At 63.8% G+C, this 13,355-nt stretch carries 12 protein-coding genes; 3 read left to right on the top strand and 9 right to left on the bottom strand.

What is annotated here, in order from left to right; genetic code table 11:
- The first annotated feature begins 166 nt into the window (after window positions 1-166).
- On the top strand, window positions 167-1,777 hold the full coding sequence (locus N2K99_RS04835) for a cell wall metabolism sensor histidine kinase WalK (protein ID WP_227924318.1): 1,611 nt from the start codon (window positions 167-169) through the stop codon (window positions 1,775-1,777).
- Here the strand turns inward: N2K99_RS04835 and N2K99_RS04830 are convergent.
- The 3 genes from N2K99_RS04830 to N2K99_RS04820 are packed head-to-tail and all read right to left on the bottom strand — an operon-like array spanning window position 1,774 to window position 5,063.
- A complete protein-coding gene (locus N2K99_RS04830; RefSeq protein ID WP_260554876.1) occupies window positions 1,774-2,763 on the bottom strand; it encodes a GDP-L-fucose synthase in 990 nt (329 codons plus the stop codon). The genes N2K99_RS04835 and N2K99_RS04830 overlap by 4 nt on opposite strands.
- A 1-nt stretch (window position 2,764) precedes the next feature.
- On the bottom strand, window positions 2,765-3,793 hold the full coding sequence (gene gmd / locus N2K99_RS04825) for a GDP-mannose 4,6-dehydratase (protein ID WP_227934038.1): 1,029 nt from the start codon (window positions 3,791-3,793) through the stop codon (window positions 2,765-2,767).
- Window positions 3,794-3,806: 13 nt separating this feature from the next.
- Window positions 3,807-5,063 (bottom strand): glycosyltransferase family 4 protein, encoded by a 1,257-nt coding sequence (locus N2K99_RS04820; RefSeq protein ID WP_227934037.1) that lies wholly within the window; start codon window positions 5,061-5,063, stop codon window positions 3,807-3,809.
- Between the two features lie 222 nt (window positions 5,064-5,285).
- Between N2K99_RS04820 and N2K99_RS04815 the strand changes: the two genes are divergently transcribed.
- Window positions 5,286-6,599: a UDP-glucose/GDP-mannose dehydrogenase family protein gene (locus N2K99_RS04815; protein ID WP_227934036.1), complete on the top strand. Its 1,314-nt coding sequence runs from the start codon at window positions 5,286-5,288 to the stop codon at window positions 6,597-6,599.
- Window positions 6,600-6,614: 15 nt separating this feature from the next.
- On the opposite strand, the gene N2K99_RS04810 is transcribed toward N2K99_RS04815, so the two are convergent.
- The 4 genes from N2K99_RS04810 to N2K99_RS04795 all read right to left on the bottom strand — a co-directional run bounded on the left by N2K99_RS04810 (window position 6,615) and on the right by N2K99_RS04795 (window position 10,451).
- Window positions 6,615-7,481, bottom strand: a complete 867-nt coding sequence (locus N2K99_RS04810) for a hypothetical protein (protein WP_227934035.1) — start codon at window positions 7,479-7,481, stop codon at window positions 6,615-6,617.
- Window positions 7,481-8,557 carry a hypothetical protein gene (locus tag N2K99_RS04805; protein WP_227934034.1) on the bottom strand — a complete coding sequence of 359 codons (1,077 nt, stop codon included), beginning with the start codon at window positions 8,555-8,557 and terminating at the stop codon, window positions 7,481-7,483. The genes N2K99_RS04810 and N2K99_RS04805 overlap by 1 nt, the downstream gene beginning before the upstream one ends.
- A gap of 127 nt (window positions 8,558-8,684) precedes the next feature.
- Window positions 8,685-9,134, bottom strand: a complete 450-nt coding sequence (sufU, locus tag N2K99_RS04800) for a Fe-S cluster assembly sulfur transfer protein SufU (protein ID WP_227934033.1) — start codon at window positions 9,132-9,134, stop codon at window positions 8,685-8,687.
- Window positions 9,135-10,451 (bottom strand): cysteine desulfurase, encoded by a 1,317-nt coding sequence (locus N2K99_RS04795; protein ID WP_308036435.1) that lies wholly within the window; start codon window positions 10,449-10,451, stop codon window positions 9,135-9,137. It lies immediately after the preceding gene.
- 320 nt (window positions 10,452-10,771) lie between these two features.
- Here N2K99_RS04795 and N2K99_RS04790 point away from each other — a divergent pair, with 320 nt between their 5' ends.
- A complete protein-coding gene (locus N2K99_RS04790; protein ID WP_227934032.1) occupies window positions 10,772-11,233 on the top strand; it encodes a VanZ family protein in 462 nt (153 codons plus the stop codon).
- Here N2K99_RS04790 and N2K99_RS04785 read toward each other — a convergent pair.
- Both N2K99_RS04785 and N2K99_RS04780 read right to left on the bottom strand, forming a co-directional pair.
- The gene (locus N2K99_RS04785) at window positions 11,226-12,605 is read right to left on the bottom strand and encodes a glycerophosphodiester phosphodiesterase family protein (RefSeq protein ID WP_227934031.1); all 1,380 of its coding nucleotides are present in this window, start codon (window positions 12,603-12,605) and stop codon (window positions 11,226-11,228) included. The genes N2K99_RS04790 and N2K99_RS04785 overlap by 8 nt on opposite strands.
- Before the next feature lie 101 nt (window positions 12,606-12,706).
- The gene (locus tag N2K99_RS04780; RefSeq protein ID WP_227924308.1) at window positions 12,707-13,156 is read right to left on the bottom strand and encodes an adenylyltransferase/cytidyltransferase family protein; all 450 of its coding nucleotides are present in this window, start codon (window positions 13,154-13,156) and stop codon (window positions 12,707-12,709) included.
- Window positions 13,157-13,355: the final 199 nt, after the last annotated feature.

Below are 13,355 nucleotides of genomic sequence, written 5' to 3'. Positions count from 1 at the left end.
TGTCCTGCGAGACCTTCTGAATCCCCGCTCCCCTTGCTCGGTATCCTACAGGAGCACCCCTATACTCTGAGCTACCACTACAGGAATCCGGGGGTTCCCTTTTTTCATGTCCAGTCTCAAAGACCGAGTGGCCACGCTTCCTGGTATCAAATCGCAGTTTAATGAATTGAGTCTTCGGCGCCGGCTGCTGGTGAGCCAGCAGCCGATGCTGATATCGGTTGCCATAGCGGTCGTGATTACCGCTGTCGTGTCCCCGGATCTATTGCGCAGCGACAGTTTCCAATTTGCGCTGGTACTCCTTGCCGCCCTGACATTGGCATGCGTGGCCGTCCCGTGGGAACGGTATCCACCGTTGGCTTATTGGTGCATCCCCGTACTGGACTTTGCTGTTGTGGGCGGCCTCTATTACGAGGGCCGCAACTCAGTGATCGGGCTTAGTTTCCTGGCGGTCTTCCCCGTTTTCTGGATGTCTTGGTCCGGCGCTGCGCCGCGAAGGGCATGGATACTCAGCTATCTCTGCACCACGTTGCTGCTGTGGGCACCGCTGTTCATGCAGGCGGGCGGTTTCCCCGCCCGGGAGGATCTGGTGGCCCCCCTCCTTATCCCGTTCGTCATGTTTGCCATGGGCGTGGTGATCTCGACGATGGAATCGGATACCACGTCCCAGCAGAAGCGGCTTGTGGCGATTGAAACCGAACTGCAGGCCAGCCTGCAGGAGACCCGCCGACGCTCGCAGTTGCTGGACGCCGTGCTGGAAACGGTCGATGTGGGCGTGATGGCGGTAGATGCTGAGGGTCGGACCATCCTGATGAACAGCCGCCAGCGGATCAACCATGCGTTGGCTGGCCTTACCGACGGAGCAGACACGGGCAGCGACGCCCGGATTTACGGTCTGGACCAGCTCACACCGGTACCCCTGGCACAAAGACCCTCGCAGCGGGCCATGCGCGAGGAATCTTTTTCGGACGTCATTGTCTGGGTTGGAACCGGGGAGCGGCAGCGTGCCCTCGCCGTCTGCGCCCGCGCCATGCACGAACAGGGAGAATTCGCCGGCTCTGTACTGGCGTACAGCGATGTCACAGAAATGGTCAATGCACTCAATGCCCGGGAGGATTTTGTCTCCAGTGTCTCCCACGAGCTGCGGACCCCGCTGACCTCGATCATCGGCTACCTCGACCTCGTCGTCGATGATGAAGAGACCTCCGGGCTTCCAGGGCACCTCGTGAACGCCCTGCAGGTGGCCCAGCGCAACGCCGAGCGGCTGCTGCTGCTGGTGGCGGACCTGCTGACCACCGCCTCCGGAACCATGCACCTGCAGCGCTCCGAAACCGATGTCGCCGAACTGGTGCGTGTAGCCTTGGACTCCGCCCGGCCCCGAGCCACCGCCATCGGCGTGGACCTGGGTTGTGACTGCGAAGCGGAGCTGCGTGCGTTGGTGGACCCGGGCCGGATCTCCCAGGTCCTCGACAACCTGCTCTCCAACGCCATCAAATACTCCCCCGACGGCGGCAAAGTCACCGTCCGTTCCCGGATGGAGGACGGGAATCTGGTGTTGGAGGTGGAGGACACCGGCATCGGCATGAGTGAGGCCGACCAGCGGGACGTGTTCACCAAGTTCTTCCGCACCGGCCAGGTGAAGAAGGCGGCCATCCCGGGCGTGGGCCTGGGCCTGGTCATCACCAAGTCGATAGTGGAAGCCCACGGCGGGCGGATTTCGTTCAGCTCGGAGCTTGGTGCGGGGAGCACGTTCCGGGTGGAGCTGCCCGGATCCAGCTAGCTGCGCAGTGTGGCCAAATGGTTCCGGTACCAGGACACTGTGTCCCGAATGCCGTCCTCGAAGGGGATCCGTGCGGTCCAGCCGGTGGCGGTCAGTTTGGAGACGTCGAGTAGCTTTTGCGGGGTACCGTCGGGTTGCGAGGTATCCCACTCCACGGACCCGTTGTAGCCCACGGCCTCCGCGACAAGTTCGGCGAGTTCCTTGATCGTGATGTCTGACCCCGTTCCTACGTTCACCTGCTGCGGTCCGTCATAATTCTCCAAGAGGTGCAGGCAGGCAGCTGCCATGTCATCGACATGCAGGAATTCACGCCGGGGCGAACCGGTGCCCCAGTTGGTCACGGTGCTCAATCCCTGTTGCGCCGCCTCGTCATAGCGGCGGATGAGAGCCGGAAGGACGTGGGATCCTTCCGGGGAAAAATTATCCCCCGGACCGTAAAGGCTGGTGGGCATCGCTGAAATCCAGGGCAGCCCGTCTTGGCGGCGGACGGCCTGGATGTGCATGATTCCGGCGATCTTCGCGATCGCATATGCGTCGTTGGTGGGTTCGAGGTGCCCGGTCAGAAGCGAATCCTCGCGAATGGGCTGCTCGGCAAACTTGGGGTAGATGCAGGACGATCCCAGGAAAAGAAGACGTTCCACGCCCTGTTCGCGTGCGGCGTCCAGCACATTGATCTGGATCTGCAGGTTCTCGGTCAGGAAGTCCACCGGGTACGTATTGTTGGCGAGGATACCTCCCACCTTCGCTGCCGCCAGGACCACGTAGCGGGGCGAGGTCTCCGCAAAGTATTCAAAGACGGCCGGGCGGTCCAACAGATCCAGTTCGCTGGAGGTCCGACCCTGAAGATTCGAGAAACCAACGGATTCGAGGTTGCGCCAAATGGCCGAGCCTACGAGTCCCCGGTGTCCAGCGACGTAAAAGGGAGCGTCGCGGTCGAGGCGGCCGGGTTCGAAGCCCGTGTTATCTGCGATTGAGTGCTGCGTCATGTCAGTCATTCCAAGACTCGAGGTTCACGGTATCGACCCAATTACGGCCGGAGTGCTTGAGCATTTCGGTGTCAGCATCCACCATGATGCGGGCGAGATCGGGGGTATGTACCGTGGCTTTCCACCCGAGCTTCTCCTGTGCTTTGGAGGCATCACCAACGAGGGCGTCAACCTCCGTGGGCCGAAGGTACCGTTCGTCGAACTTCACGTGTTCTTCCCAATCGAGCCCTGCGTGTTCGAAGGCGATGGTGAGGAAGTCCCTTACGGTGTAGTTTCCACCGGTGGCCAGCACATAATCCTCGGGCTCGTCGGCCTGCAGCATGCGCCACATTCCCTCCACGTATTCCGCGGCGTAGCCCCAGTCACGGATGGCGTCCAGATTACCCATGTACAGGTACTGCTGCTTCCCGGCCTTGATGGCGGCTACGGCGCGGGAAATTTTACGGGTGACAAACGTTTCGCCGCGGCGGGGGGATTCGTGGTTGAAAAGAACTCCGTTGACCGCGTACATGCCATAGGCCTCGCGGTAGTTCTTAGTGATCCAGTAGCTGTAAACCTTAGCGGCGCCGTACGGCGACCGTGGATAAAACGGAGTGTCCTCGTTCTGCGGCGGTGGAGTAGCGCCGAACATCTCAGATGACGATGCCTGGTAATACCTGGTGTCAATTCCCGTGAGGCGCACGGCTTCGAGGAGCCGAACCGAACCCATGCCCGTGGTGTCTGCCGTATGTTCCGGCTCGTCGAAGGACACACGGACATGGGACTGGGCGGCAAGGTTGTAGACCTCGTCCGGCCGCAGGCCTGCGAGCAGCGTCGCCAGACGCGACCCGTCACTGAGGTCCCCGTAGTGCAGGAAAAGCTTTGCCTCGGGGTCGTGTGGATCCACGTAAAGGTGGTCCACCCGGGAGGTATTGAAAGTCGAGGCGCGGCGGATAAGCCCGTGCACCTCATAACCCTTCCTTAGCAGAAGCTCCGCAAGGTAAGAGCCGTCCTGCCCGGTTATTCCTGTAATGAGTGCGCGCTTAGACAAGATAATCCCCCGATTACTTAATGCGTTCCTTCTGATGGTGGTCAGTGAGATGCATGAGATACGAACCATACTTAGCGACTGCGTGCTCCGCCGACAATGTCGTTTCCATAAAACGGCGGCCGTTTTCAGCAAAACGGCGCCCTTGTTCCTTGTCCGCCGCCATTGCCTCTGCGCCGCGTACAAGATCAACCGGGCTCCCTGCAGCCACTCGCATACCGGCTTGCACGGTAGCGATCTCCTCGGCCGTGACGCTGTCCTTGTCGGTAGCGGCCAGTATGGGAACACCGGAGCTGAAATATGAGGTCAACTTGCTGGGCACGGACATCTCCCTAACGTCCGGCAGTTCATTGACCAGGAGGATGTCCGCGGCGGCGAGAGCTTCCTGGAATCGAGTACCGGGAAGTGAATCCACAAATTCGATCTGGTCAACGCCCTGTGCGAGTTGTTCAAGCCGGCTCCGCTGGTTGCCGTCGCCGACCAATACGAAACGGACGGCACTACCCTCGCGAGAGGCAACGCGGGCAGCCTCCACCACGTTCTCCAGCCCCTGTTTGGCGCCCATATTCCCTGCATGAAGGACAACCACGTCGTCCGGCAACCATCCGAACGAGGCACGGGACGCAGCCCGGTCCTCAAGGTTAAACGGCTTGAGGTGTGTCCAGTTACGGACGACTTCCACTCGGTGCGGATCCACTCCGAGTTGCCCGGTCACGTAATTGCGGAAGCGCTCATGAACGACCACAACACGGTCTGCTGACCGCAGTATTTTCGATTCAACCAATTTCATAACCCGGCTGACCGCGGAACCGGAGGTTCCGGTCTCCGTAATGCCCAGGCTGTAGAGATCGTGCACCCAGATGAGGACGGGAGGCTTTGCCGGGGCCATACGTGCGCGGAGCAGAGCGATCCCCGTGGCGAAAAGGGCTGGGCTAACGAGGATGACCGCGCTTTGCTGACCCCAGCGTGCGAAGGCCAGTCGAAGGCCAAAAGAAACCTCCATACAGAGCCTTGCGAAGCTCCGAGGCCTGGCAGGTACGAGATGGTTTAGCCGGCGAACGGATACGCCGCCGATTGCTTCAGAAATGCTCCATCCCTTGTATCCCGGGCGCCTCCGCCACTCCGGGTAATGCGGGAAGCCCGTAAGTACGCTTACTTGGTAACCCTTATCGGAAAGTCCGGTAGCCAACCCAGAGATATATGGAGCGTTGCCGGATGGCTCGGGGCTGTAATTCAAGCCCGCAATTAGTATTTTTGGGTTATTTGGAATCACATGGGGAGACTAGCAGTCGGACGAGACCGAAACGATGGATTCAATTCCACTTACTACTCGAACCAGCAATGCGTGGTTGGGTGCCCTTGAATAAAAAACAAGTGTTTATCTGAGTACCGGAAATGGGCGCAGTAGGTAATTTCCCAGCCCTGGGTTCCGTGCGCACACGGCTCAAGGGATAGGCTGGTAGCCGTCTTCCGCTATCGAACCTATGGGGTAACAGTGCGTCTCTCGGTTATTGGCTGCGGCTACCTGGGCGCCGTACACGCGGTTTCCATGGCCAAGCTTGGACATGATGTTGTAGGGATCGACGTCGACGCCGCCCGGATCGCAGACCTCGCCGCCGGCCGCGCCCCGTTCTTCGAACCCCGCCTGCCCGAGCTTCTTGCGGAAGGGTTGGAGAGCGGCCGCCTGAGGTTCAGCACCGACCTGGCGGACGCCGCCGGCGCTGACGTCCACTTCGTCTGCGTGGGCACGCCCCAACGGAAGGGCGAGTACGCCGCGGACATGCGGTACGTGGATGCGGCCGTCGCCGGGCTGGCGCCGTACCTGCTGCCGGGCAGCATTGTGGCCGGTAAGTCCACGGTCCCGGTGGGCAGCGCCGCACGGCTGGCCGATCAGCTGGCCGAAACCGCGCCGGACGCGGTCCTGGCCTGGAACCCGGAATTCCTGCGCGAGGGTCACGCAGTGCAGGACACGTTAACCCCTGACCGCTTTGTCTACGGCGTGCCCGACGGCGCTGCCGGAGCCGCCGCCGTCGCCGCACTGGATGAGGTCTATTCCATTCCTTTATCCACCGGAACCCCTCGCATGGTGGTCGACTACGCCACGGCCGAACTGGTCAAGACCGCAGCCAATTCCTTCCTGGCCACCAAGATCAGCTTCATCAACGCCATGGCGGAGGTCTGCGAGGCGTCGGGGGCGGACGTCACGGCCCTGGCCGACGCCATCGGCATGGACGAGCGCATCGGGCGGAGCTTCCTGAACGCCGGCGTCGGGTTCGGCGGCGGCTGCCTGCCCAAGGACATCCGTGCGTTCATGGCACGGGCCGGGGAACTGGGTGCCGACCAGGCCTTGACCTTCCTGCGCGAGGTGGACGCCATCAACATGCGCCGCCGTTCCAAGGTTGTGGAAATGACACGCGAAATCTGCGGCGGCTCCCTGCTGGGCAAGCGGGTGACCATCCTGGGTGCCGCCTTCAAGCCGGAGAGCGACGACGTCCGCGACTCCCCTGCCCTGAGCGCCGCGGCCCAGATGCAGCTCCAGGGCGCCACCGTCACCGTGGCCGACCCCCAGGCCCTGCAGAACGCCAAGGGCCGCTTCCCCGAACTGAACTACGAACCGGACACCGGGAACGCACTGCTGGGCGCCCATGCCGTGGTGCTGTTGACGGAGTGGAAGGAATACCGGTCCCTTGACCCGGGGTCGGTCAGCGCCCTGGTTGCGGATAAAAACATTATCGACGGCCGCAACGTCCTCGACCCGGCCGCATGGCGGGCCGCCGGTTGGAACTACCGCGGTATGGGCCGGCCCTGACACTGCCCCCGGGACTCAGCCCTTCACCGTCGACGCAGGATGGTGGAACCGGATTGCGGCAACCATCTCGGCGGTCTCGTCCTCATCCTCGTCGCCGGTTTCCAGGTCCTCCACAACCACCCGCGGCTTGAACTTCGTGGGCGTGAAGCTGAACCGCGCGGCGTAGCCGGGGCGGACCCGGATCTTGGCCAGTGCCTCCAGATCAGGAAGGCTCCGGGTCCACGCGTCAACCGCCCGCCGGGCTTCCTGCCGCTTCTCCTCGAGGGGCACCGGTGCAGCATCGTCTTCCGGTTCATCCAAGGCCACGGAGTAGCTGATTTCCGGTTCCTCGGCTGTCCCGCCGATAGTCATTTCGACCTCGGACATCGGCCAGTGCTCCAGTTCCGCGGCCAGCATGTGCTCCCACCATTTGATCAGGCGGCGGGCGGCGGGCACGGCGTCGTCGCGCGCCACCCCGCTGACGGTAAAGCCTCCGTAGGAGCCGTCCACCAGCACAGACGTCCCGGGGAACCCTGCCAGCAACTCCCCGTGCGTCCGCACAAGGAAGTCCAGCATGTCCGCATCCCGGTTTTGCCCGATAATCCGCAGCGATGAAAAAAGGGCATCGGGAGCAGCTGACTCCACGATCCGCACCTCCAGATCGTCGGTGCGGCCCAGCCCGTTGACCGCACCGTTCAACCGGGAGACCAGGAGGGGCAGCTCCCGGCGGGTGCCGGTAATCGCTGCGGTGTACGTCGTGAAGCCAACGCTCCAGGAATCGGCCGACACAGTCGCACCACCGGGAAGGGCAGCGGTTATCTCTGCCGCCAGTGCCTCCGCAGCGGCTGCCGCAGAGGCTTTGGCGGCACGCTTGGTACCGTCCAGGAAATCGAGGAAACCCATTAGATCAGTCCGTTCAGTGGTCCGGTCAGGAGTAACCGCGCGAGCACGAGGACGGCGAAACCGCCCACGGTCCAGATCAGGGCAGGAGTGAGGGTGCGGCGTTTGAGCGTGCGGCCTTCCGGAGGCACCGGCTGCGCGGCGCCACTGGCGAACCGCTGCGCGGACACCGGGCCGTTCGCCAGTCCCACCAGCACCGCACCGGGTCCGAAGATGACCCGTGAGAGCTGTTCCCAGGTTCCTTCGCTGCCCAGATCAAGTTCCCTCCGGGTAAAGAAGATGATGGAATCGTCCACGGTCTCGACGTCGAACCCCGGAGCTTCAGCGAGCACCCGGCGCAGGACCTCCGGCGTGAAGACGGCCAGGGCCGCTGCCTCGTGCCCCTCCGGGGCGTACAGGGTGAAGTGGCGGTCCAGGTCCTCCGGCAGCGCGACCTGCTGCGACTTCGCCAGGCTGACCGGCACGCTGGAGCCAAACATGGGATCGTTTCCCTTGGCATCGAGCAGCATCCGGGGCAGCCGCCGCTCCGCGGTGACCGCGGCGTAGGTCCAGGCTGTGACGGACGGCCGATCGTTCCGGTTCCGGGCCTGCGAGCCCGTCCGGTAGGAGAAATGGGCAACCTCGAAGGGAAAGGGGTGGGCGGGTCCGCTGCGGAACCGCTTCCAGGACTGCGGATGGTGGCCCTCCCCGAAGATGGTGGCATCGATCCTGGGAAGCTTGGGGTCCGCCTTGTAGGACAGCCCGTTCCGCTGTACGAACCGGCTCAGCTTTGCGGCAGTGATCCGCGGATCCTCTTTCCGGCCTTGGAGGAGGAAACCCACCGCGGCGGCCAGGAGCCCGGCCAGGAAGATCCCCGATCCCACATTGACCGCTGACGCGTCCAGGATAAAGGAGTCCACCGTCGCTTCGGCAATGCCCATCGAGCAGACCAGCCACACTGCCAGGCAGGCGGCTGCGAAACCCGCCAGGAACAGCCGGGACCCGGTGACCAGACCGGCAATACCGGTGGGCCGCTGGGCTGCGATCTCCTCAGCGGGCACGGGGTCACGGAAGGCGGAGGTATCCAGTTGGCTGATCATGCCGCCAGCGTACGGACCGGATGCGTCGCCCGACGTCGGTGACACGCCGCCACGCCGTCGGGTCACCGACGTCGGGTCACCGACGTCGGGTCATCCGCCGTCGCGCAGCCGCGCGAGGTCGGATGCGTCAGTTAGCCGCCAGCAGCGCTTCTTCCAAGGCAACCCAGGCGAGCATGGCGCACTTGACCCGCGCCGGGTAGCGGGCCACGCCCGCGAAGGCCGCGGCGTCGCCGAGCACTTCCTCATCCGGTTCAATGCTGCCCCGCGAACGCATCAGCGTCCGGAACTCGTCCACCAGCGAGATGACTTCGTCCCGCTCCAGGCCGGCGACAAGTTCGGTCAGCACCGAGGCAGACGCCATGGAGATGGAGCAGCCCTGTCCTTCCCAGCTGATGCCGTCCACGGTGGAACCGTCGACGGCGGCCCGCAGGGTGATCTCGTCGCCGCAGGTGGGGTTCAGCTGGTGGGACTCCCCCGAAGCCAAGCCGTCCGGGGCCGCTTCCAGTCCGTCGCCGCGGCGACGCTTGGCGTGTTCCAGGATGATCTGCTGGTAGAGCTGCTGCAGGTCCGAGCTCATTTACTTCACTCCAAAGAAGGGACGGACGCCGGCCACCGCGGCAAGGAACGCGTCAACGTCGTCCGTGGTGTTGTAGAGGTACGTACTGGCACGGGTGGTGGAGACCAGCCCCAGTCGGCGGTGCAGCGGCTGGGCGCAGTGGTGTCCCACCCGCACGGCAATCCCCTGGTCGTCCAGGAACTGGCCCACGTCGTGGGAGTGGACGCCGTCGACGTCGAACGCCGCCAGACCGATCCGCTCCTCGCCGGCCTTCGGACCCAGCACGCGGATCCCGTCAATCTCCTCCAGCCCCTGCACCAGGCGCTGGCCGAGCGTGGTTTCCCAGGCATGGATACGGTCCATCCCGGTCTCGGTGAGGTAGTTCGCCGCCGTGCCCAGGGCCATTGCCTGCGAGATCCGCTGCGTTCCGGCCTCGAAACGCTGGGGTGCGGGCAGGTACGCGGCCTTTTCCATGGTCACCGTGGTGATCATGGACCCGCCGGTGAGGAAAACCGGCATGGCATCCAGCAGTTCGGCCTTGCCGTAGAGGGCGCCGATGCCGGTGGGCCCGAGCATCTTGTGCCCGGAGAAGACCAGGAAGTCGACGTCGAGCGCCTTCACATCCACCGGCAGGTGCGGCACGGACTGGCATGCATCCAGCACCACCAGGGCGCCGTGGCGGTGCGCCATGGCCACCAGGGTCTCCACCGGGTTGATCGTGCCGAGCACGTTGGAGGCATGGCTGAACGCCAGGATCCTGGTGCGCGGGCCGATGATGTGCTCGGCCTCCTCGAGCCGCAGCCCGCCGTCGTCATCCACCGGGATGAACCGCAGAGTTGCTCCGGTGCGGGCCGCGAGCTCCTGCCACGGGATCAGGTTGGCGTGGTGCTCCATTTCGGTGACGACTATTTCGTCCCCGGGTTTCAAGGCGAACCGGGCTGCCGCTTCTCCCCCGCGGCCCAGGGAAGCGTTGGAGAAGGAGTAGGCCAGCAGGTTCAGGCCTTCGGTGGCATTGGAGGTCCACACCAGCTCATTGGAGCGGGCGTTGATGAAGGCCGCCACCGTTTCGCGGGCCTGCTCGTAGACGTCGGTGGCGGCAACGGCGAGGGTGTGGGCGCCGCGGTGGACGGCGGAATTGCGCTGCTCGTAGAACTCCTGCTCAGCTTCGATGACACTCAGCGGGTTCTGGGAGGTGGCACCCGAGTCAAGGTAGACAAGCCGGTGCCCGTTGACCTCCTGGTCGAGGATCGGGAAGTCATTGCGGATGCGCAGCACTTCGGCGTTGTCCATGGGCCCGGTTGCCGGGCGCAACGTTGCGGGGGTAGTCACCACAGGCACGTTAGTTACTCCTCTGCTGGCGGCGTCCTGCATTACGCAAGACAAATCTTCCCTAATCGTCCCATGCAGCAGGGGGCAATGCATCTGAGTCTGGCCTAAGTTCCGTTCGCCCCTGGGCGAAATACTACAAATCCAGCGGCATCGATTGGGCACAGGCCGGACGACGGCGACGCGCCGGGCGGTGCGACGGCGACGCGCCGGGCGGTGCCGCCGCAGGCGTAAGTAAGGCCTGCACAAAACCGGGTATGCACCCGCGTTACTGTTCCTCCTCCTCCCCGCTAAGTTTCCAGCCAAAGCCGTTTGGACAGCCGGGAAGGAACATGCGCAGGAAACCTACCGAGCGCCCTCCAAGTTACCGGATCCGCTGGGCAGCCAAAGCTGCTGCTGCCGTGGTCCTTGCCACCGGCATTCTTGCGGTGGTCCTGTGGCCAACACCGGTGGACCGCCCGTTGTACGGGCGGCTGCTGGGGGCGCTGCACCGGCTCGAGGAGCTGGGCCTGCCCGGGTTGAGCTACGCCTCCCTGGAGGCCTCCGCAAACGTGGTGCTCTTCGTGCCGCTTGGTTTCATGGCCGCCTGCCTTATGGCCCCGCAGCGGTGGTGGATCGCTTTGTTGCTCTGCACCATGCTGTCCGGAACCGGCGAACTGGCCCAGGAGCTGTTCCTTCCCGAACGGGTGGGCAATGCGAGGGACGTCCTGCTCAACTGCGCCGGCGCGCTGGCCGGGATCGGAATGGCCGCGTTGCTGCGGCGGGGTTTGCGGCGGGAACTGCCGATCAGGTGATTGCCACATTGCGGAACTCAACCGGGAATTCCCCGGCGTAGTTGCGGGTAAGGCTGAAGTAACCGCCGCGGTAGCTGCGTTCAACAGCCATACCTCCCCATCCGGAGCTGTCCCGGCGGGAGAAGCGCAGGCTGTCGGGGGCTATGTCGATTTTAAAGGAGAGCCATTCGCCGGATTTGGCCGGCTGGGTCTCCAGGACGGCGAGCCGCAGGCCGTTTGGTTCGCCTGAATGGCGCAGCAGCAGTGCCATTTCCCCGTTCGGCCGGAACACAAGGTGGTAGCCGCCCACCTCGCTCGGTATCAGCACCCGGTAGGGCAGATCGTTCTCCTGCCCGAACGCCAGGCCTGCGTGCCCTTCGATGCCGGGGAGCTGTCCGGGCCAGCGCATCTCGAACTCGATGCTGTACACGTCCTGCTCCACCGGCCCCATGGACCCCATCCGGTAGCTGCTGTTCACCGGGGCGTGGAGCCGAAGCACCCCCTCATCCGCATCCAATTGCGGCTGCACGTTCCACCCTTGTTTAACCGTCCAGGGAAGGTCCCCGGCTGCGCGGAGACCGTCCCCGAAGCGATCGGCGGTTTCCGGAGACGTCTGGACCGACAGATAGGGAACGTTCGCGCTCATGAGGCCCGCGACTCCAAGCCCGATCAGCCGGTCCCGTTCCGCCCGGGAATGGACCTCCCAGCAGATCACCGGCTTCCCCGTTGCCACCGCGGCGGTGATCTCCGCGTCCGTGGCGAGGGTGTTGATTCCCAGGAACGTGAACCGCTCATAGCTTTCCGGCAGCAAGGACATCTGTTCCTCGGTGAAGTAGCCCCAACTGTCGTATCCGCGCTCGGTCACCGCCCAGATCTGTTTTGCCACTGCGGACTGCTTCCAGATGATGTGCCGGCGCGAATCCGGATAGGTGTCCATCAGATCCAGGAGTGCTTTGGTGTTGGTGCCCTGCTTGTCCTCGAGGAAGATCACGTGCGTGCCGGCGTACGCATCCAGCACCTCCTGCAGCCGCGGAATCGGTTCCACCGGCATCTGCGGCCCCAGCCACGGCCGGGCGTCGACGCGCAGCTTCGACAGGTCTTTCCATGTCGTGTCGCTAATGACCAGGTTCTGCCCGGTGGTTCTTCCGGTATCGATGTCGTGATGACAGATTAGGGTGCCGTCCGCCGTCGAGCACACCGAAACTTCCAAGGCCGGCGCGCCGGCACGGGCCGCTTCCCGGTATGCAGTCATGGTGTGTTCGGGCCAGTTGTCCCAGGAGCCGCGGTGGGCCACTTGGAAGGGATGCGAATCGAAGAGTGAGCGCACCGTGTGCACCTGGGCTGCCGCGGGGGTCTCTTCGGATGCACCGTCCGGATCCGTGTCCTTGGGCATGCATCCGGCCAAGGCCAGGCCTATGGTTCCAAGGGCCAATACGCTGCGGCGGCTCGGCCCGGAGGCCGCCGGGGCGCCCAGTCCGGGAGTGCCGCGGTGTTTCATGCGTTCAGGGCCGAATCGCCGGGTAAACCGGTGATGGCGCTCAGCGCGCGGCGCAGCATCGTAGAAGAGGTCGTCGCCGTATAAGGCAGGTAGACGACTTCGACACCGATCAGCTTCATGTCCCGTTCCAGGCGTACGCCCTTCGGTGTGCCCCGCCAGTCGTCGCCTTTGAAGAAAACGTTGAATCCGACTTCGCGCCACGTCTCGGCCTTGTTCACGTGTTCATCCACCACCACAGCGTCCACGAACCGGATACTGCGCACGATCTCCAGCCGCTCGGCCAGCGGAACCACCGGGGTGGTGCCTTTGAGCCGCTGGGACATTTCCGCCGAAGCGACGCCGGCTATAAGGAAATCACACCGGTCCCGGGCCTCACGCAGCAGGTTCAAATGGCCGATATGGAAGAGATCGTAGACGCCCGAGGCGTAACCGACTTTTACAGGCATGACCTATGGACCCCCAGCTGCGACGGTGACTTTCCGGCTTATCTTCCAGTCCCGGGAACCGGCGGTAAAGGGCATTTTTCGGCTTCGAGTAGCCTCACTGCAAACACGGGTACCGGTGCACGGATGCCGCGTAACGCCGGGCACAAGTCGGGTAATAGACACCGTGCAAACGGCCTCTTCGGCACAGCTACGATGCTCA

The organism is Arthrobacter sp. zg-Y1110, from assembly GCF_025244865.1.
Taxonomy (GTDB): Bacteria; Actinomycetota; Actinomycetes; order Actinomycetales; family Micrococcaceae; genus Arthrobacter_B.
The sequence above is the reverse complement of the archived record's forward strand: the minus strand, read 5'-3'. Positions and strand labels throughout refer to the sequence as shown.